This window comes from Streptomyces sp. MK7, from assembly GCF_032658145.1.
GTDB classification, from domain to species: domain Bacteria; phylum Actinomycetota; class Actinomycetes; order Streptomycetales; family Streptomycetaceae; genus Streptomyces; species Streptomyces spiralis.
The window spans coordinates 153,655-174,664 of the sequence record NZ_JAVACL010000008.1; the positions used below are offsets into that span (position 1 = coordinate 153,655).

Genomic DNA, 21,010 nt, shown 5'->3' on the forward strand with positions numbered 1-21,010 from the left:
GCCGGCCTCGGCTATTCACCCGACCGTGCGGGCGCTCGGAGTGAACCGAGGGAGTGCAAGGGGGCGCGTTCGCCACGCGATCTTTCCCGCTGATCATTCGGTGCCTACCGTCGAATCGTGCCCACCGCCGAAGAGGGAGGGCACAGCCGTACGACGGCACGGGCGGGGAGGATGGACCATGGCGGCACGGACTCCCGGGAGCGGCCCCGGCCGGCAGGCCGCGGTCCGCGCGGCCCGCACCGGTCCGGAGCCGGCGGCCACGACCGCGCGGCGGGACGCCGCCGCGGCCCGTGACCGCCTCCTGGACGCCTCCCTGGTCCGCGTGCGCGACCTGGCGGGGCGGCCCCGAGGCACCGGCTTCGCGGCCGACCACCACGGCACGGTGATCACCAGTCACGAGGCCGTCGACGGACTCGCCCGCCTCGTGCTCCATGTCGCGGGGGCCGGCGACCGGTCCTGCGTGGTGACCGCCGCCGACGTGACCCCGCTGCCCGAGCTGGACCTGGCGCTCGTCCGGACCGAGGGACTCGGCCTGGAGCCGCTGCCCGTCACCGTGCGGGACGGTGCCGAGACCGGCGCCTACGTCCGGATCGCGGCCGGCGGCTGGCGCGAGGCCCGGGTGCTGGGGACGGCCACCGTGACGTACACGGCCACGGACCGCTTCCATCTCCTGGACGGCGCCTTGGACCTGGCGATCGGCACGGCGGGCCGGGACGCGCTCCGGCTGGGCGGCGGGGCGGCCGGGGGACCGGTGCTCGACCTGGCGACCGGCACCGTGGTCGCCGTCCTCGGTACGGCGCTGCGAAGCGGACACCGCGACACCGGCTTCGCGGTGCCGCTGCGCCCTTTCGCCCTCGGCCCCGCCCGGACAGAGGCGGACGGCACCGCCGGACACCCGCTCGCCGATCTGCTCGCCCGCAACGCGGCCACGGTTCCCGCCTACGGCCCCGACCTCAACCTGGCGGGTCTGCTCGAACTCACGGCCACCTCGCTGGTCCAGGACGGCCCCCAGCGGGCCCTCCCGCACCACGCACCGTCTGCGGACCCCTCCCCGAGCAACCTCCGGCGTCATCAGCCCACGTCCACGTCCGCCCTGGCCGGGCCCACGGCGAGCCCCGGCCGCCGGCCCGGCGAGGCGGCACCGACCGGCCTGACGGTCACGGACCCGTCGGCTCCCGAGCCCGGCACGCCCCGGCCGCCATCGCCGCGCCGGGCTGCCGCCTGCCCGCCCCCCGGCGATGCCGTGCGGCCGGCCGATACGGCCGCGGACTCACATCCCGCCCAGGCAGCGGCTCCGGGCCGGGACGCCTCCACCCCGGTCCCCGGCGAACCGACGACACCGGCACCGGCCCCCGTACGCGCACCGCAGCCCGGCCAAGCCGCGCCACCGGCCCCGTCGGCCTCATGGGCCTCACCAGTCTCCTGGGCCTCACCCACTTCCACGCCGACCGGTCCTGCCGCACAGCCCGTCGAACGGGCGGCCGTCGTCCGCGAGTCGGGCGCGTTCGGCGAGAGCCCGGCGCTCGTGCTCGGGCTCGTCGGCGCGCCCGGCAGCGGCCGTACGACCGAACTCGCGGCGCTCGCCGGGCGCAGGGCCCGCGGCGACACGCCCGCGCCGACGATCTGGCTGCGCGGGGCCGATCTGGACGGCGCCGATGTCTCGATCGCCGACGCGGCGCGCCGGGCGCTGGACCGCGCGGCCCGGATCGTCGCCGCGGCCCGGGCACCCCTGCCGACCCAGCTCACCGACCTCACCCCGGAGCGCGTCGCGCGCCTCGCCCGCGCCCACGGCCGGCCGCTGCTGCTCCTGCTCGACGGCGCCGAGGAGATGCCCTCCGCCCTGGCCCACCGGCTCGCCGAGTGGACCGAGGGGACCGCGCGGTGGCTGCGCGGCACGGGGGCGCGGCTGGTGGTGGCCTGCCGCGAGGAGTACTGGGAGGGCGCGGGGGCGCAGTTCCCACCGGACCTGCTCCACATCCCGCTCGCGCCCGGCACCGCCGGCGCGACCCGCGACGCCGCTGCGGCCGACCACGGCCCCGACGCCGGCCCCGGCCTCCCGCCCTGCCTGCGCCTCGGCGACCTCACCTCCGAGGAGGCCCGCGAAGCCCGTGACCGGTACGGCGTCCCGGACGGAGCCCTCGTCGACGCCGACGCCCGCCACCCCCTCACCATGCGGCTCCTCGCGGAGGTACGCGCGGCCCTGCCCGACGCCCCGGCCCACCCCCGGCTCGACCGCGCCGACGTCCTCGCGGCCCATCTGGACCTGATGTGCCTGCGCGTCGCCGTTCGTCTCGCCGCGCAGAACGGCGTGCGCGGCACCGCCGTACGGCGCCTCGCGGCCAGGGTCTCCGGTCAGGTGCACGAGGCCGCCCGCCGCAGTCTCGGGCCGGGCCCAGGCGAGGTGGACCGGGAGACCTTCGAGGCCGTGTTCCCGTGGGGTGCCGCGCCCGCCCACCTCGGCGGCGGCACCGGCTGGGCGTCCGCCGTCCTCGCCGAGGGCCTGCTCGTCCCGGCCGGCGACGGCTACCGCTTCGCGCACGAGGAACTCGCCGACTGGATCCAGGGCATCCACCTCGATCTGGACGAGGCCCTGCGGGTCCTGGTCCACCGGCGGCACATCCCCGGTGAGCCGCGTCATCCGCTGCCCGTCCCGCACCACCGCATCGGCCCCGTCGTCCAGGCCCTGCTCCTGCTGGCCCGCCGGCACGGCACGCGCCGACTGGCCGTCCGGCTGGAGGAGCTGGTGTGCGCCCTGGACACCGACCCGCACTCCTGGTGGGCGTCCCGGCTGCTCGCCGGTGTGCTGCTGCGGGTGCCGGACGCGTCGCCGTACACCGGTGTGCTGCGGCTGCTGGCCGAGCGGATCGTGGTCCGCACGCAGTGCGACCTGCCGCAGCCGCACGGCTTCGGCCCCGCTTTCTGGACCGCGCTGCACCTGCCTGACGCCGACCGCTGCGACCTGCTGCGGCGCCTCCTGCTCGCCGACGGCGCCCCACGGAACACCGACTCACAGGAGACCTCCGCATCTCGTCAGATGTCCCAGGAGCCCCACCGGCCGCGGGCCCGCCGCCCCGGCCCCGCGCCCACCCGCTATCTCGACGCCGTCGCGCACCTCCTGGCCGCCGACCCCGCCGCCGTACAACCGCACCTGACCGGCTGGTTCGACGACGAGCGGCCGCTGCCCGGCGCCCCGCACGCCACCGTGGCCACGGCCGCCCAGGCGCTGCTGTACACGCACCGCGACCGTGCCCTGGACGACCTCACCGAGGTGCTGGCCGACTGCGCGCACCGGCGGGCCGAGGAACTGCTGGCCGTGTTCGCCGAGGAGGAGCCGGCCGCGCTGTGCCGGGCCGTCGACCGGTGGGCGCACGACGAGCGTCCGGACCGGCGGGCCGCGGCCGTCGCCCACGCACTGCGCACCGCCCCGCACACGCGCACCGAGGCCGACCGGGAACGGCTGCGCCGGGCCGCCCTCACCGTGCTCGCCCGGCCCGCGGACTCGGCGCTGCACGGCGCCGCGCTCGCCCTGCTCGTAGGGGATCCGCACACCCGAGCCGGCCATCTGCCACAGGCACTGCGGCACTTCGCGGCCGGCGACCCGCACCTGCCGCCCGGCGCGCTGGCCCCCGCCCTGACCACGCACCCGGAGGCGGTGCTCGCCGCCTTCGCCGAGCGGCTGCGACGCGGCCCCGACGCCGACGCCGCCGAGGCGCTGCGCGCCGTCGCCGACGTCACCACGACCACGCTCGCCCGCCGGGTCGCCGCCCTGGTCCGCGAGACGGTGGCGCGGCGGCCGGGCCTCGCGGGGCAGGTGGCCGCGTACGTGGACCGGCGCCTGCACCACGCACCGGCCGGAACGGCGGCCCGAGCGGGGCTGTTCGCCCTGATCACCGGCCTCCTGGAGGACGGTCCGGCGCGGCTGCGCGCGGCCCTGGGCGGCGTACTGGCCGCCCCGGGCACCACCCCCCGCACGCGCGGGGCGGTCACCCGGGCCCCCGGGGCTCCGGCCGACCCCGCGCCGCGCCGGGAACTTCTGGACTTCCTCCTGGCCCACGAGGACGACCCGGCCGTGCTGGACGCGGTGCTGCGTGCCGCGGCCCCCACCGCCGAGGAGGACCTCCGCGACCTCGTCCACCGCGTCGGACTGCTCCTGGTGCGCACGCCCGAGGGCGCGTCCGTGTTCGACCGTGCCTTGGTGGATCTGGGCCGGCACCTGCCGGGCTTCGCCGTCCGGGTGATCGGCTGGCTGACCGAGACCCCGCAGGACTGGGCGGCGGTGGTGGGCCCCAGCGCCCGCCGGACGCTCGAGAACCTGTCGTGCGCGCCCGTCCCCGCCTGAGCCACGCGGCGCGGGAACGTGCGCCCCGTCACAGCCTCGATGCCGATGCGGGCGGGGAACGCGGGGCATGGCACCCTTAGACCTGCGGACAACCGAAGCGGCAACGCAACAAGGCAACCGGAACAACACGGACACGGGTTCGACGAGGAGCGGTCACAGTGCAGCGCTGGCGTGGCTTGGAGGACATCCCCCAGGACTGGGGGCGCAGCGTCGTCACCATCGGCTCCTACGACGGAGTCCACCGCGGCCACCAGCTCATCATCGAGCACGCCGTGAACCGCGGCCGGCAGCTGGGCGTCCCCACCGTCGTCGTCACCTTCGACCCGCACCCCAGCGAGGTGGTGCGCCCCGGCAGCCACCCGCCGCTGCTCGCCCCGCACCACCGCCGTGCGGAACTGATGGCGGAGCTGGGCGTGGACGCGGTGCTCGTCCTCCCGTTCACCACGGAGTTCTCCAAGCTGTCCCCGGCCGACTTCGTCGTCAAGGTGCTGGTCGACAGGCTGCACGCCAAGGCGGTCGTCGAGGGCCCGAACTTCCGCTTCGGCCACAAGGCGGCGGGGAACGTGGAGTTCCTCACCGAGCAGGGCAAGCTCTACGACTTCGAGGTGGAGGTCGTCGACCTCTACGTCACCGGTGAGGCGGGCGGCGGAGAGCCCTTCTCGTCGACCCTGACCCGCCGCCTGGTCGCCGAGGGCGAGGTCACGGGCGCCCGGGAGATCCTGGGCCGCCCGCACCGCGTGGAGGGCGTGGTCGTCCGCGGCGCCCAGCGCGGCCGCGAGCTGGGCTTCCCCACCGCCAACGTCGAGACGCTCCCGCACACCGCGATCCCCGCGGACGGTGTCTACGCCGGCTATCTGCACGCCCAGGGCGAGGCGATGCCGGCCGCCGTCTCCGTCGGCACGAACCCGCAGTTCGACGGCACCGAGCGCACCGTCGAGGCGTACGCCATCGACCGCGTCGGCCTCGACCTGTACGGCCTGCACGTCGCCGTCGACTTCCTCGCCTTCGTCCGCGGCCAGGCCAAGTTCGACTCACTCGACGCCCTGCTCGAGACGATGGCCGAGGACGTCAAGAAGTGCCGCGAGATCATCGCGGCGGACGAGCAGCAGCCGTAGACGGAGCGCAGCCGTAGACGGAGCGCAGCCGTAGACGGAGCGCAGCCGTAGACGGAGCGCAGCCGTAGACCGACAGCTGCCGTAGACCGACAGCAGCCGTAGGCGAACAGCAGCCATGGGGGGTGGGGGCCCGAGCGGGCCCCCACCCCCGTTCACTGTGGTTCCGCGGCCGTCCCGGCCCCTGCTTCCGTGCCGGCCCCCGCGACCAGTTCCTCCGCCGTCCGGGCTCGGGCCCAGTGGCAGGCCACCTGGGTCGCGGTGGTCCCGGTCAGGACGGGCAGATCCTGGGTGCGGCAGGCGTCGGCGACGCCAGCCCGGGCCGCCTCGCCGCCGGCCAGGATCTGACAGCGTGCGTGGAAGCGGCAGCCGGAGGGGATGCGGGACGGGTCGGGCGGCTCGCCGGTGAGGACCACCGGATCGCCCGGGGCCTCGGGCAGGACGGACAGCAGGGCCTGGGTGTACGGATGCCGGGGGGCCGTCAGCACCTGCTCGACCTCGCCGGTCTCCACGATCCGGCCCAGGTACATCACCGCCACCCGGTCCGCGATGTTCCACGCCAGACCCAGGTCGTGGGTCACCACCAGCGCCGACAGCCCGAGTTCGTCGCGCAGCCGCAGCAGCAGCGCCAGGATCTCGCCGCGTACCGAGGCGTCGAGGGAGGCCACCGGCTCGTCGGCGACGACGAGTTCGGGCCGGAGGACCAGCGCGCCCGCGATGACCACCCGCTGGCGCTGACCGCCGGACAACTCGTGCGGATAGCGCAGGAAGAAACGCTCCGGCGGCCGCAGCCCCGCCCGGGACAGCGCCTCGGCGACCGCGGCCCGCTCGTCCCCGCCGTAGCCGTGGATGCGCAGCCCCTCGGCGACCGCGTCGTACACCGTGTGCCGTGGGTTGAGCGAGCCGCTCGGGTCCTGGAGGACCAGCTGGACCCGCTTCCGGTACGCCTTCAGCGCCCGCGAGGAGTACTCCAGCGGCGCTCCGTCGAAGGTGACACGCCCCGCCGTCGGCGGGACGAGCCCGAGCAGGGAGCGGGCCAGCGTCGTCTTCCCGCAGCCCGACTCGCCGACCAGCGCCACGATCTCGCCGGGCCGGATGTCCAGGTCCACCCCGTCCACGGCCCGGGCCGGTGGCGCGCCGTTGCGGCCCGGAAAGGTGATGCCCAGGCCCTCGACGCTCAGCAGCGGTGGCGTGGCCGTCATCGTGCCCGTCATGTGGTGCTGCTCCTCACTTCCTCGTCCTGAGCCGTCGCCGGGCCCGCGGGCGCGGCGACGCCGTCGCCACCCACGTGCACGCACGCCGCCCGCCGGCCCTCTCCGGCCTCCCGCAGCACCTGGTCCTCGGTCGCGCACACGTCCAGCGCGACCGGGCAGCGCGGGTGGAACGCGCAGCCCGCCGGCACCGCCGCCGGGTCGGGCGGGTCACCGGGCAGACCGCGCGGCGCGAACCGCGACGCCGGGTCCCCGATCCTCGGGAACGCCTCCGACAGGGCCCTGCCGTAGGGGTGCCGGGCGCCGTCGTAGACCTGGCGTGCCGGGCCCTCCTCCACCACCCGGCCCGCGTACATCACCGCGAGCCGGTCGCAGGTGTCGGCCAGCACGGCCAGGTCGTGGCTGATCATGATCAGGCCCACGTCCTGCTCGCTCACCAGCTCCTCGATCAGCCGCAGGATCTGCGCCTGGATCATCACATCCAGCGCCGTGGTCGGCTCGTCGGCGACGATCAGCCGCGGATCGCAGGCCAGCGCCATCGCGATCATCACCCGCTGCCGCTGCCCGCCGGACAGCTCGTGCGGATACGCGCTCGCCCGCGCCGCCGGCAGGCCCACCTGCTCCAGCAGCTCACCGGCCTTCTTCCGCGCAGCAGCCGGGGTCGCCTTGCGGTGCAGCAGGATCGGCTCGGCGATCTGGTCGCCGACCCGGTGCACGGCGTTGAGGGAGTGCATCGCGCCCTGGAAGACGATCGACGCGCCCGCCCAGCGCACCGCGCGCACCTGCCCCCACTTCATCGTGAGCACGTCCTCGCCGTCCAGCAGGATCTGCCCGCCGACCCGGGCCCCGGCCGGCAGCAGCCGCAACAGCGCCAGTGCCAGCGTGGACTTGCCGCAGCCGGACTCGCCCGCGATGCCGAGCTTCTCACCCGCGGCGAGGGTCAGGTCCACCCCGCGGACGGCGGCCGCACCGCCCGGGTAGGTGACTTCCAGGTTCCGGACGTCGAGCAGGCTCAACGGGACACCCCCAGCCTGGGGTTGAGAACGGACTCCACCGCACGCCCGCACAGCGTGAACGCCAGCGCCACGACGGCGATCGCGATGCCCGGCGGAACCAGGTACCACCAGTCGCCCGAGCTCACCGCCCCCGCCTCCCGGGCGTCCTGAAGCAGCCCGCCCCAGGACACGACCGTCGGATCCCCGAGCCCGAGGAAGGCCAGCGTCGCCTCGGCGAGGATCGCGGAGGAGATGATCAGGGTCGTCTGCGCCAGCACCAGCGGCATGACGTTGGGCAGCACATGGCGGGACATGATGTGCCAGTGCCCGCCGCCGAGCGCCTTCGCGCGCTCGATGTACGGCCGTGACTCCACCGCCAGCGTCTGCGCCCGCACCAGCCGGGCCGTCGTGGGCCACGTGGTCACGCCGATCGCCAGGATGATCGTGCCGAGCGAGCGGGACATCACGGTGGCCAGCGCGATGGCCAGCACCAGCGTCGGCATCACCAGGAACCAGTCCGTGACCCGCATCATCACCGTGGCGTACCAGCCGCGGAAGTGCCCGGCGGTGATCCCGATGACCGCCCCGATCGCCACCGACAGCACGGCCGCGAGCAGACCCACGAGCAGGGACACCCGCGATCCCCAGATCACCAGGCCCAGCAGGTTCCGCCCGAACTGGTCGGTGCCCAGCGGGAAGTGCCCGCTCGGGCTCTCCAGCGGCCGCCCCGGCGCGTCCGTCACGCTCGCCACGTCCGAGCCGACGGTCAGCGGCGCGGTCAGCGCCACCAGCGCGAACAGCACCAGCCCGGCCAGCCCGAAAACACCGGCGCGGTGCCGGCGGTACTCCTTCCAGAACCGCGCGGCGGAGGCCCGGCGCCGCCGCCATGCGAGCGCGCGCGGACCGAGGGCCGCGGGGGTCTTGGTGGTCTCGGCGGTCGTCATCGGCCCACCCTCGGATCGAGCAGCGGATACAGGAGGTCGGCGAGGGTGTTCATCAGGATCACCGCCGAGGCGAAGACGAAGAACAGCCCCTGCACCAGCGGCAGGTCGGGCACGCTGAGCGCCTGGTAGAACAGCCCGCCCAGCCCCGGCCAGGAGAACACCGTCTCCACGAGGATGACACCCGCCACGGTCCGGCCGAGATTGACGAAGATCAGCGTCACGGTCGGCAGCAGCGCGTTCGGCACCGCGTGCCGGCGCCGCACCAGGTCGTCCCTGAGGCCCTTCGCCCGCGCGGTCGTCAGATAGTCGCTGCCCATCTCGTCCAGCAGCGCCGACCGGGTGACCAGCAGCGTCTGCCCGTACTCCACCGCGACCAGCGTCACCACCGGCAGCACCAGATGGTGGGCGACGTCGACGACGTACGCGAAGCCCTCCTTGCCGCCCGACTCCATGCCCCCGGTCGGGAACAGGCCCGGGATCGGGCCCGCGCCGACCGACAGCACGATGATGAGCAGCAGCCCCAGCCAGAACGACGGGATGGAGTACAGCGTCAGCGCCAGCCCGGTGTTGAGGCGGTCGCCGAGCCCGCCGTGCCGCCAGGCCGAACGGGTGCCGAGGAAGACACCGAGGGCGGTGTAGAGCAGGAAGGCCGTGCCGGTGAGCACCAGGGTGTTCGGCAGCGCCTCCGTGATCTTGTCCATCACGGGGACGTGGAACTGGTACGAGGTACCCAGATCCCCGGTCAGGGCCTTGCCGCAGTACTCCGTGAACTGCTGCCACATGGGCAGGTCGAGCCCGAACTCACGCCGGTAGGCGGCGATCTGCTCGGCCGACACCGGGCGGCCACCGGTCATGAACTTCACCGGGTCGCCCGGGATCAGCCGGAAGAGGAAGAAACTGGTGACGAGCACGGCGAGCAGCGAGACGGCCGCACCGGCCAGCTTGCCCGCCACATACCGCAGATACGCGGTGGTGGTGCGCGCCCGGGGCGCGCGCCCGGCCCCCGCCGGCCCGGACTTCGCCGGGCCGGTGGCGGCCGCGTCCTCGACCAGCGAGGGTGTTGCTTCAGCGGTCATGGATACCTGCACCTATTCGCGGTCTTCTGCCGTGGCCCGGCGGCGCACCGTGAAGAGCACGGCGAGGACCACGAGCACGACGACACCCGCGACGATCCCGATCACGACACCCGTCGACGACGAACCGTCCGAGGAGTCCCCGGAGTCCGCCGGAACGGCGGACCACCAGCTCCAGTAGCCGTCCTGTCCGTAGATGTTGCCCGCCGACGACGGCATGGTGGTGATCGACTTGATCTGGTCCGTGCGGTAGGCCTCCACCGCGTTCGGATAGGCCATGACGTTCATGTACCCCAGGTCGTACAGCCGCGACTCCATCTGCTTGACCAGGTCCGCCCGTTTGGCGGGGTCGTACTCGGCGAGCTGCTTGGCGTACAGGTCGTCGTAGGTCTTGTCGCAGATGAAGTTGTCGGTGGCGCCGGTGTCCTTCGGGGTCTGCGGACGGGCGTCGCAGGTGTGGATGGAGAGCACGAAGTCCGGGTCGGGGTTGACGGACCAGCCGTCGAAGGCCAGGTCGTACTTGCCCGCCAGCCACGGGTCGGTCACGTTGTCCAGGCAGTCCAGGGTGATCCCGATGCCCAGCTTGCCCCACCACTCCTGGAGGTACTTGCCGACCGCCTTGTCGTTGGGGTCGGTGGCGTGGCACAGGACCCGGTAGTTCAGCGGCTTGCCGTCCTTGCCGACGCGCTTGCCGTCGGAGTTCTTCTTGTACCCCGCCTCGTCGAGCAGCTGCCCGGCCTTCGCCGGGTCGTACGCCAGTTCCTGTCCGGCCGACGGCTTCCAGAAGTACGTCGAGAAGCGCGGCGGGATGTAGCCCTGGCCCTCGACCGCGTGGCCCTGGAAGACCTTGTCGACGATCGCCTTGCGGTCCACCGCCATGAACAGGGCGTGCCGTACGCGCTCGTCGAGCAGGGACGGGTCGCCGTCGCCGAACTTCTGGCCGTTCTTGGCCTGCGCGCCCGGGTTGGTGGCGAGGGCGTAGAAGCGGCGGCCGGGTCCCTCGTTGACGTGGATGTTCTTGTCGCCCTTGAGGGAGGCGGCCTGAGCGGGTGTCAGCGAGGGCGAGCCGGCGACGAAGGAGACCTCGCCCTTGCGCAGCGCGGCGACGGCGGCGTCCTGGTCCTTGTAGTAGCGGAAGACCAGCTCGTCGAACTTCGGCGCGCCCCGCCAGAAGTCCTTGTTGGCCTTCAGCCGCACATAGCTGTCCGGCTTGTAGTCGGTGAGGACGAACGGGCCGTCCCCGACGATCGGGAAGGTCTTGTCGTTGTTGAACTTCGAGAAGTCGGTGACCTTCTCCCACACGTGCTTGGGCACGATCGGCACGTCCAGCGCCGTCATCGTGGCCTGCGGCTTCTTCAGCTGGATCACCAGCTGGGTGGGGCTGGGCGCGGTGACCTTCTCGAAGTTGCCGACGAAGCTGCCGTTGGCGGTGGCGGCACCCTCGTCGGTCATCATCTTGTTGAACGTCCACGCCGCGTCCTCGGCGGTGACCGGCTGCCCGTCCGACCACTTGGTGTTGGCGCGGATCGTGTAGGTCCAGGTCAGCTTGTCCGGCGACGACTCCCACTTGGTGGCGAGGGCCGGAACGGCGTGGGCGTCCTTGGGGTCGTAGTTGGTCAGGTACTCGTACATCAGCCGGTTGATGCTCGTGCTGAGCAGCCGTACCGCCAGGAACGGGCTGAGCGAGTCGACACTCTGGGCGACGGCGACGGTGAGGACCTTGCCGCCGCTCTTGTCGTCCTCCTTGGCCTTCGCGGCCGCCTGGGCCTGAGCGCCCTGCGCCGCCCGGGCCTGCGGCGCGGCCGAGGCCGCCGGGGTCGCGAGCCCGGACGCGAGGACGAGCGCGGCGGCGCCCGTGGCGGCGAGAAGCCGTGCCCTCCTCGGGCGGGGGCCTGTGCGTCCTCTGCCGTGCTGATCTTGTGTGTTCATGGCTCGGTGACCTCGCGTCATCGCACGCGCGGAGGTGTGGCCCCGCGCGGGGCGGCTTGAACAGTTGTGAACAGGCTTGAACGTGCTTGTGTGAGCTTGATCGGTTGACGCCGGCGGGATGGATTGAGTGTCTATCAGCGGCAGTCTGCGCGCGTCAACGGTATGTCAAACCCCATGTGGCCTGCGGAAATAACGAGTTGACCGCGATGTCACCCACATTGGTGGAGACCTCTGACGCCTTCCTGGTGAGGGCGTGGCGGCGGATTCCCGCCGGTTCTGTCTGCGAACGCGCGAAGGCCCGTGCCGTCGGGAACGGCACGGGCCTCGGGAGGGGTGGTCGGGTGAGCGGCGGCGTGCGGGACGCCGCCGGGTCACTGCTGGGGTGCGGGCGGCGGAGGCGGCGGGGGCGGGGTCTGGCCCTGTTGGCCCTGCTGGGGTTGCCGGCCGTGCGGGGGTTGCGCGGGCTGCGGAGCCTGCGGGTGGCCGGGGTGGGGGGCGTACGGCTGGCCCGGCTGCCCCGGCTGGGCGCCAGGGGCGGGGGGCTGGCCCGGGGTCGGCTGGCCGGGCTGCGGCGGGTACGGCTGTCCGGGCTGGCCGGGCTGCGGCGGGTACGGCTGGCCGGGTTGTACGGGTTGTACGGGTTGTTGCGGGGCGTACTGACCCGGCGTGGGCTGGCCCGGAGTCGGCTGTCCCGGCTGTCCGGGATACGGCTGCTGCGGCTGTCCCGGGTACGGCTGCTGCGGCTGCCCTGGGTACGGCTGCCCTGGGTACGGCTGTCCCGGGTGGGGCTGGGTGGCGTAGGGCTGCGGCTGGCCGGGCTGTCCGGGCAAGGGCTGGCCCGGCTGGCCCGGGAAGGGCTGGCCCGGCAGCGGCGGGGCCGCGACCGGGGGCGGGTTGCCGTCGGACGTCCACAGCCCGTGCGACTGCTGGTGGCGGACGAAGTCCTCCGCGACCATCGCCGCGAGGTTGAAGTACGCCTCGCGCACCTTCGGCCGCATCATGTCGAGGTTCACCTCGGCACCGGCGGCCAGGTGCTCGTCGAAGGGCACCACGACGACGCCCCGGCAGCGGGTCTCGAAGTGGGCGACGATGTCCTCCACCTTGATCATCTTGCCGGTCTCGCGCACCCCCGAGATCACGGTGAGGGAACGGGCGACGAGGTCGGCGTAGCCGTGCGCGGACAGCCAGTCCAGTGTCGTACTGGCGCTGGAGGCACCGTCCACGGACGGGGTGGAGATAATGATGAGCTGGTCGGCGAGGTCCAGCACGCCGCGCATGGCGCTGTAGAGCAGACCGGTGCCGGAGTCGGTGAGGATGATCGGGTACTGGTTGCCCAGCACGTCGATCGCGCGGCGGTAGTCCTCGTCGTTGAACGTCGTGGACACCGCCGGGTCCACGTCGTTGGCGATGATCTCCAGACCCGACGGCGCCTGGGAGGTGAACCGCCGGATGTCCATGTAGGAGTTGAGGTACGGGATCGCCTGCACGAGGTCACGGATGGTGGCCCCGGTCTCCCGGCGCACCCGGCGGCCGAGCGTACCGGCGTCCGGGTTGGCGTCGATCGCGAGGATCTTGTCCTGCCGCTCGGTGGCGAGCGTGGAGCCCAGCGCGGTGGTGGTGGTCGTCTTGCCGACACCGCCCTTGAGACTGATGACCGCGATCCGGTAGCAGGACAGCACCGGCGTCCGGATCAGCTCCAGCTTCCGCTGCCGCTCGGCCTCTTCCTTCTTGCCACCGATGCGGAAACGGGAGCCGGCCGCGGCCGGGCGGCCGCTGCGGGCCTTCTGCCTCTTGTTGTTCAGCAGCCGGTCGGAGGACAGCTCCACGGCCGCCGTGTAACCGAGGGGTGCGGCCCCGGGGTTGGTCGGCTGCCGCTGGTCGTGCTGTATGGGCTGCGGCCACGCGGCACCGGCCCGCGGATCGACGGGCTGCTGCGGCGGCTGCGGTACGGAGCCCTGGGGCTGCCCGGGCTGGGGGGTGCCCTGCGGGGCGCCGACCGGGGGGTGCGCCGTCTCGGGCTGCTGCTGCCCGTCGGCTTGCTGCTGCCCGCCGGGCTGCTGGGGCTGCGGTTGACCCGGCTGCGTGGACTGTGCGGGGTGGGCCTGCGGCTGACCTGGTTGCGTGGACTGTGCGGGGTGGGCCTGCGGCTGTCCGGGCTGTGGGGGCTGTGCGGGCTGCCCCGGCTGTGCGGGCGGCTGCGGGAAGCCGTAACCGCCGGGCTGTGGGAAGCCGTAACCACCCTGAGCCGGCGTGCCGGGTCCGGGGACGGGTCCGGTGCCGGGCTGACCGCTCTGCGGGAAGCCGTAGCCGCCGCCCTGCGATGCCGGGCCGGGCGGCGTCGGCTGCGGGAAGCCGTAACCGGCCGGAGGCGGCGGGGAAGCGGGCACGTCACTCTGCTGCGGTGCCGCGGGCGCGTTCCAGGCGGCGGGCGCGGGCTGCGGCGCCTGCGGCTGGAAGGGCGGCTGCTGGGGCGGCATCGACTGCTGGGCCTGCTGGCCCTGCTGGGGGACCTGTTCGGGGGCCTGCGGCTGGGGCTGCGCGGGCCACTGGGCCGCGGGAGCGGGAGCGGCGGGCTGGTACGACGGCGGCAGCGGCGGAACCGCGTCCTGGGGCGCCGGCGGGGGAGCCCAGGCAGGCGGAGCGCCCTGGACGCCACCGCCCGCGGTGGCGTCGGCGGGCACGGCCGCCTGAGGAGCGGCGTCCTGCACGTCGTCGGGCCGGCCGGCTGCCTCCGGGGCACCGCTCTCGCGGTCGCCGTCGATGTCGCCTTCGGTGCCGGTACCGGTGCCGGTGCCGGTGTCCGTGCCGGTGGCCGGATCGGCCGTGGCGGTCACGGGTTCCGGCACGTCGGAGCCGGAATCGGAGTCGGCAAGGCCGTAGTTCGCGTCGGTGCCGGCGTCGGAGTCGCCGTCCGCGTCGGCATCCGTAGCCGTTTCCGCATCCGCCTCGGCACCCGGGACCGGAGCGGGCTCAGTCTCGGAGTCGTCGTCCGCACGCTCCGCGTCAGCCCCCACTGAGGCGTCCCCCGAGCTTTCCGGGCCCTCCGAACCCTCCGGGCCCTCCGGGCTCTCGTCGTCTTCCGCGCTCTCGGTGCCGGCGTCGGACGTTCCGGAAGCCGGCGCCTCCGCGCCTGCCCGGCCCTCGCGCTCCGCAGCGACCTCCTCGGCCTCCGGGCCCTGCGCGGCAGCCTGCTGCGCCGCGTCGCGCTCCGCGAACTCCCGCTTGAGAGCGGCCGCGGAGATACGCATCGTGGCACCGCTGACGACGTCGCCGCTCCCGGCGGCGTCCTCCGCCTCCGGCGCCACAGGGGCGGTGGCGGGTGCGGGCGTGGCCGCCCAGGAGGACTGGAAGCCACTGCTCGGCGGCGGGCCCGGAAGCTCGACCGGGGGACCGACCGGCGGAGGCGGCGCGGGGGTCGCGGGCGTCGCCGGGGCCGGTGCCGGGGTCTGCGGCGCCTCGCCGGCCGGGCCCGACGCGTTCTGCGTGTACCAGGCGGGTGGCGCGTAGTCGATGGTGAACTCGCCCGTCGTCTCGATGGCGGACTCCGCGTCGGACTGGTCATCGCCGGGTGTGGCCCAGCCCCCGCGGATCCCGTCCCGATCGCTGTTCACAGTTCCTCCTGGTGTGGTCGAGCACCCTCATGTCGTGCTGGAGCGACCGTTCGTGTCGTACGGGATCGGTCGCGAGCGGTCGTACGGCGACCGAACCGGAACCATTCCGGCCTGTCCGGCCGTCTGGACCGCCCGGTCCTCCCCCGGAGCGCCGACGGCCCAGCCGCGGGTTCTGATGTGGCGCCCGGTCCCAGCCTAATCACCACGGGCAGGCTCATGGCAGGCCCGTCCGGCGCTCCGTGCTCGTCCACACCGCCCCGGCCCGGTCCCAACTCGCCCACCGGCGCGGACAGACAACCGGTCAAACCGGTCAACATCCCCCAATGTCGGTCAACAACGTCGACCGGAACAGTCGACCGACACTGTCGGTCGACAATGCCGGTCAGTGGTAGCCCCGTTCAGTCCATACGGCGCGGTGTACCCAGCAATCCGGTCTCGGCGTCGGTGGGTTGCGTCATCACGTACTGCCGGTCCCGGTCGCCGCACCACAGCGTGACGCCGTCGGGCAGCGTCGGCAGGGCTTCGACGTCGGTGCGCGGCAGCGCCATCGTGCGGCCCAGCTCGGCCGCCTCGTCCGGAGAGATCCGCTGCACGCCGACCAGCCGCGCCTGCCGTATCAGCCGGGGGGCCACCGGACTCAGGTAGGGCAGCAGCGTCACCACCGACTGCCAGGGACCCGAGACCACCCGGCCCCGGGGCGGACGCATGCCGCAGTCGCGCACCACCAGCACGGGTGTGCCGGCCGACGCGCCCTGCGGGGGGACCCGGCCCACCTCGTACACCGCCAGGCCGTTCTGCCCGCCGCCCATGGCGTGCACCATCTGCATCCAGGCCTGCGCCCGGCCTGTCTCCACGGCCACGCGGGCTCCGGTGGCCGCCGCACGCAGGGCGAGGACCTGCGTCGTCCACAGGCTGCCGATGAGCACGATGTCGTACGGCGTGGGCCGGTTCAGCCCGAGCACCGCGGGCTGTCCCTCCGGGTCCACGCCGATGACGACACCGTCGTCACCGATGGGCAGCGCGAGCGCGTCCACCTGCTCCGCCGTCAGCGCGTGCCGTCCGTGCCGCGGTCCGATCAGCCCGAGGCCGGTGCGCAGCCGCCCGCGCACCCGCTCGGCGACGGAGGGCGTGGTGGGATCCGGCGCACCGGGCGCCTGCGGGTTCACGGGGCTCATCGGGCTGTTCACCGGGCTGTTCACCGGACTGCTCGGGCTCGCCGGACTCATGGAGGCCATGGAGGCCATGGAGGCCATGGAGGCCATGGAGGTCATGGGGGTCCTGGAACTCACCGGGCACCCCCCAGGGGCAGCGTGGCGAGCATGCCGGGCACCTGCTCCCGGTCGAGGCGGGTAAGCCCCACGCCCGCCTGCCGTGCGGCGTCCTCCAGGGCCCGCCGCGCCGCGACCAGTTCGTCATCACTGCGCCCCGTCACCCGCACATGCCCGCACAGCGCCGTCGCCTGCCGCTCGCCGGGCGAGAGCGTCAGACTGAACGTGGTGGCAAGCGCCGGCACACTGGTGACGGCTGCCACGAGCTGCGGCAACGACGGCCCGTGGCCTCCGAGTTGCGGCCAGCGTCGCACCCAGTACGTGGTGTGCCGGCGGTTGTCGCAGCGCCAGCTTCGCCCGGACTCCTCGGTCCGCCGCTCCCGCGTCTCGGTCCGTCCGGCCTCCGCCGTCACCAGCGGGTTGGCGCACGCGGAGGTGGCGATGGCGGCGGTCAGCTCCTCCTCGTTGAGCACGGTCGTACGGAACCCGGCGCCGGTCAGCCGGCTCGCGAGGTGATCGGCCACGCGCACGAGGCACTTCTGCGCCCCGACCAGCCCGCCACCCCGTGCGTCCACCGCCTCCTGGCACAGCTCCGGGTTGAGCTTCAGCGCGATCCAGGTGATACGCACCGCGGGGGCGCCGGTCTGCTCCTGCAGCGGCGCGTAGTTGGTCACGGCCACCGAGTGCTGCGGAAGGTGCAGCGCCGGCGCCGGCTGAGTGTGCAGCACCACCTGCGCCGACTCCAGCCGTATTCCGTCCACCTCCAGCGCGTCCCGCACCAGCCCGACCGGCAGCGGCTGCCGCCCCCGCTCCGCCCGCAGCGCGGTGACATCGGCCTCCACCTGCACCACGGCACTGACGAAGGTCCCGTCCCCGACCATCCCCACCGGCCGCCGGTCCCGGCCGCCGTAGGAACACGTCCGCAGACTGGGGTCGCACTCGAAGGCCGGCGCGAAACCGGACTCGGTGCCCGGCGGCACCGGAGTGCTCGCCGCCCGCCGCTTGCGCGCCCGCAGCGCGAGCACGGTGCTCAGCCACTCCGGAAGCGAACGCCCCCGGCGGCGGACGAAAGCGAGCGCCACGAGGACGGCGGCGACCACGGCCGACGGCACGAGCGCGAACGGTCCGACCACCCAGCCGCACAGCACCAGGGCGGCGGCCAGCTCCAGCAGCACCAGCCGCCGGCGCACGAAGGAACCGCCACGCCCCGAGCGCGATGTCAGATGCGGTGCGAAGGGACCCTGGGAGCCGGAGGACCGCGTCCCGGAGGGCGCGACGGGACCGTGCGACCGCGCCCCGGACGGCCCGGCGGAGCGGGGAGCGCGCGAGCCCGACCGCCTCCCGTCGCCCGATCGTGATCCCGATTGCGATCGCGACCGGGCCCGTGTTGCGGAAGCCATCACTGCAAAACCCCCGAACTCTCCCGAAAACTCTCGTGCACGGCCCCTCCCGGGCCCCTGCACCCTACCCGTGCCACGGGCAGCACCCCACAACAGGCATAGTAGGGGCCGGTGCTGACAGTCGTGGCACCAGAGGCAGCCAAGGGGCGGGGCACGGAGCGCGCGCATTCTCCACAACCCCTTCACAGCTCTGCACGGGGAGAGAGCGAAAACAGATGGCATCACGGCGGGACGAACTCAACGCCTACACCTTCGCGAAGCGCCGCATGCTCGCGTCCTTCCTCCGGCCCTCGCCGTCGGGCTCCGAGGAGGCCGCTCCCAAGCCGCTGGGCGCCGTGGTGCCCGGAGTCGTCGTCGGCGTCGTGGTCCTCGCGGTGTTCGGCGGGATCGGCCTGTTCAGCCCGACCGCGCCCAAGGGCTGGGACACACCGGGAGAGCATGTCATCGTCGCCAGCGACTCCACGACCCGGTACGTGGTGCTCAAGACGGGCAAACAGACCCAGCTGCACCCGGTGTTGAACATGGCGTCCGCCAAACTCCTCCTCGACCCGAACAAGGACAGCGTCATCACCGTCGACGAGAAGGTCCTCGACAGCGGCAAGCCCCCGCACGGCGCCACCATCGGCATCCCCTACGCACCCGACCGCCTGCCCTCCCCGCAGGAGGCCGAGACCGCCAAGCGCTGGGCGGTCTGCGAACGCCCCGGCGCCGGCGGCCGGGCCATCCAGAAGGCGGCGTTCGTCTTCGCCCAGAAGGAGTGGTCCAGGACCGAGGGCAGCGCCCGGCTCAAGGGCGGCGACCTGATGTACGTCGTCGGCCCCGACGGCAGGAGCCAGTACGTCGTCGACGCGCGCGGCTACCGCTACCAACTGGCCGACCCGGCCGACAAGGAACTCCTCAAGGCCCTCGACACCCAGGGCCGCGCCCCGCAGCGCGTCTCCCAGGAATGGCTGGACACCCTCCACCCGGGCGCCCGCATCTCCATCCCCACCATCCCCGCGAGCGACGGCACACCCGGGGCCAAGGCGGGCGCCTTCAGCGGCCTTCAGCAGTACGACCGCTACGACAAGGTCGGCATGGTCATCAAGGCCTACGACGGCCGGCGCATGCAGTACTACGTGGTGCTGCGCGGCCACGTGGCCCGCATCTCGGAGTTCACCGCCACACTGCTGCTCAACAGCCGCGCCCTGGTCGCGGTCGGCCAGGCAGGCGAGGCCCAGCAGGTCAGCCCCGGCGCGGTCACCGACAGCACCACGTTCATGACGGACAAGACCTGGCCGACGTACAAGCCGCGCACGGTGAACGACGGCACCAGCGCCACCACCGGCCGCAACACGGTCTGCAACGTCCTGCGGTCGGTCGGCGCCAAGGGCGTGACGACCCTGTCCACCTGGGCGGGCACCGACTTCCCCGCGCAACTGCCCACCGGCTCCTCCAGCGCCTACGTCACCGCCGGCTCCGGCCTGCTCTTCCGCCAGTTCCAGGGCCAGGAGACGAACGCGGGCGGTGTCTTCCTGGTGACCGACACGGGCCTGCGCTACGCCCTGCAGTCCAACAGCGACAGCGCCACCGACGACAAGGGCATCGGCACCTCCGCCCAGCAGCGCAAGTCGGAGCTCAACGAGGCGCGGATCGCCCAGACCCGGCTCGGTTACGCCCAGGTGAACCCCGCTCCCGTGCCCATCGAGTGGTCGACGTTCCTGCCGACCGGCCCGCGCCTCTCGGAGGCGGCGGCCCGCCAGCCGCAGGGCTCGTAGCGGCAGAGGAGACGAACTGATGCTGAAGGCAAGTGCGCCCCGCAAGGCGCAGGAATCCCGCAAGGCGCACGAACCCCGTAAAGCGCAAGAGCCCCGCAAGCCGTGGGAATCCCGCAAGGCGCCCCGCACGGCGGGCACGGCGGGCCGGAGGGCGGCCTTCATCACGGCCGCCACCGCCCTCACGGCGACGACCTCGGCCATCGCCCTGCCCGCGACGGCCGCTCACGCGGACGACGGCCAGTGCACGTTCCCGGCCAAGCCGTACACGGGCCGCCCCTGGGCACTGCAACGCGTCAACCTCGACGAACTGTGGGCCCAGTCCACGGGCAAGGGCGTCCGGGTCGCGGTGATCGACACCGGAGTAGACGTCAAGAACCCCCAACTGCGGCACGCGGTGGACGCCTCGAAGGGCATGAACAACCTCCCCGCCAAGAACGCCAAGGGCGAGAAGATCGACCGCGGAAACCCCCACGGCACCACGGACACCGTCGGCCACGGCACGCGCGTCGCCGGCATCATCGCGGCCCGCCCAGCCAAGGGCACCGGTTTCGTGGGCCTGGCCCCCGACGCCACGATCATCCCGATCAAACAGAACGACGCGGAAGGCGACGGCACGGCCAAGACCCTCGCGGACGCCATCAAGCACGCGGTCGACGTGGGCGCCGACGTCATCAACATCTCCCAGGACACGGCGAACGCCGTGCGACCCGACTCCAGGCTGGAACAGGCGGTCGACGACGCCCTCGCCCACCAGGTGGTGGTCGTCGCCTCGGCCGGCAACGACGGCCTCGGCGGCAACGTCAAGATCACCTACCCGGCGTCCTACAAGGGCGTCCTCGCGGTGGCGGCCTCAGACCGCAACAACGAACGCGCCTCCTTCTCCCAGTCCGGAGACTTCGTGGGCGTGGCGGCCCCCGGCGTCGACATGATCTCCACGGTTCCCGGCGGCGGCCACTGCTCCGACAACGGCACGAGCTTCTCGGCCCCCTACGTCGCCGGGGTGGCCGCCCTCCTGAAGGCCAAGTACCCGAAGTGGACGGCCCGCGAGATCGTCTCCCAGATCGAACAGACCGCGGAACGCTCCATCCCCGGCCACGACCGCCTGGTCGGCTGGGGCGTGGTCGACCCGGTCAAGGCCCTCACCGACGTCGACCCGGCCCACCCGGTCCAGTCCCCCCACCCCGAAGGCGGCCTGACCCGAGCCGAGGCCCCCTCCGTCACCCCCCTCCACTTCGGCGAGACGGCCAACGAACGCAACACCCGCCTCGGCACCTACGTGGTGATCGGCGGCCTGGTCATCGTGGCGGGCCTGGGCGGCACAGCGGTCGCGGCACGGGACGCCCGGCGCCGCGGCCGCATGTGACGACGACG

Annotated in this window: 12 protein-coding genes; 4 read left to right on the top strand and 8 right to left on the bottom strand. The window is 73.6% G+C overall.

Features of this window, described 5'->3' with window-relative positions:
- Positions 1 to 178: 178 nt before the first annotated feature.
- The gene (locus R2S09_RS13065; RefSeq protein WP_316741069.1) at positions 179 to 4,339 is read left to right on the top strand and encodes a trypsin-like peptidase domain-containing protein; all 4,161 of its coding nucleotides are present in this window, start codon (positions 179 to 181) and stop codon (positions 4,337 to 4,339) included.
- Positions 4,340 to 4,497: 158 nt separating this feature from the next.
- Positions 4,498 to 5,454: a bifunctional riboflavin kinase/FAD synthetase gene (locus tag R2S09_RS13070; protein ID WP_306191561.1), complete on the top strand. Its 957-nt coding sequence runs from the start codon at positions 4,498 to 4,500 to the stop codon at positions 5,452 to 5,454.
- A gap of 152 nt (positions 5,455 to 5,606) precedes the next feature.
- Here the strand turns inward: R2S09_RS13070 and R2S09_RS13075 are convergent, their stop codons facing one another.
- The 8 genes from R2S09_RS13075 to eccE all read right to left on the bottom strand — a co-directional run bounded on the left by R2S09_RS13075 (position 5,607) and on the right by eccE (position 17,882).
- Positions 5,607 to 6,653 carry an ABC transporter ATP-binding protein gene (locus tag R2S09_RS13075; RefSeq protein WP_316741110.1) on the bottom strand — a complete coding sequence of 349 codons (1,047 nt, stop codon included), beginning with the start codon at positions 6,651 to 6,653 and terminating at the stop codon, positions 5,607 to 5,609.
- A gap of 8 nt (positions 6,654 to 6,661) precedes the next feature.
- Positions 6,662 to 7,678: an ABC transporter ATP-binding protein gene (locus tag R2S09_RS13080; protein ID WP_306191560.1), complete on the bottom strand. Its 1,017-nt coding sequence runs from the start codon at positions 7,676 to 7,678 to the stop codon at positions 6,662 to 6,664.
- Entirely contained in the window at positions 7,675 to 8,601 is a 927-nt protein-coding gene (locus R2S09_RS13085; protein WP_306191559.1) for an ABC transporter permease, read from the bottom strand. The genes R2S09_RS13080 and R2S09_RS13085 overlap by 4 nt, the downstream gene beginning before the upstream one ends.
- Complete coding sequence (locus tag R2S09_RS13090) at positions 8,598 to 9,677, bottom strand: ABC transporter permease (protein ID WP_316741072.1); 1,080 nt, start codon at positions 9,675 to 9,677, stop codon at positions 8,598 to 8,600. Before R2S09_RS13090 ends, R2S09_RS13085 begins: the two co-directional genes overlap by 4 nt.
- Positions 9,678 to 9,689: 12 nt before the next feature.
- Positions 9,690 to 11,603 (bottom strand): peptide ABC transporter substrate-binding protein, encoded by a 1,914-nt coding sequence (locus R2S09_RS13095; protein WP_316741074.1) that lies wholly within the window; start codon positions 11,601 to 11,603, stop codon positions 9,690 to 9,692.
- A 371-nt stretch (positions 11,604 to 11,974) separates the two neighbouring features.
- Complete coding sequence (locus R2S09_RS13100; RefSeq protein WP_316741075.1) at positions 11,975 to 15,214, bottom strand: SCO5717 family growth-regulating ATPase; 3,240 nt, start codon at positions 15,212 to 15,214, stop codon at positions 11,975 to 11,977.
- A 398-nt stretch (positions 15,215 to 15,612) separates the two neighbouring features.
- Positions 15,613 to 16,485, bottom strand: a complete 873-nt coding sequence (locus R2S09_RS13105) for a hypothetical protein (RefSeq protein WP_316741076.1) — start codon at positions 16,483 to 16,485, stop codon at positions 15,613 to 15,615.
- A gap of 14 nt (positions 16,486 to 16,499) precedes the next feature.
- Positions 16,500 to 17,882, bottom strand: coding sequence for a type VII secretion protein EccE (gene eccE / locus R2S09_RS13110; protein ID WP_316741078.1), 1,383 nt, complete (start codon positions 17,880 to 17,882; stop codon positions 16,500 to 16,502).
- Positions 17,883 to 18,097: 215 nt separating this feature from the next.
- On the opposite strand from eccE, the gene eccB reads away from it, so the two are divergent.
- Both eccB and mycP read left to right on the top strand, forming a co-directional pair.
- A complete protein-coding gene (gene eccB / locus R2S09_RS13115) occupies positions 18,098 to 19,639 on the top strand; it encodes a type VII secretion protein EccB (RefSeq protein WP_306191554.1) in 1,542 nt (513 codons plus the stop codon).
- A 19-nt stretch (positions 19,640 to 19,658) separates the two neighbouring features.
- Positions 19,659 to 21,002, top strand: a complete 1,344-nt coding sequence (gene mycP / locus R2S09_RS13120; protein ID WP_306191553.1) for a type VII secretion-associated serine protease mycosin — start codon at positions 19,659 to 19,661, stop codon at positions 21,000 to 21,002.
- Positions 21,003 to 21,010: the final 8 nt, after the last annotated feature.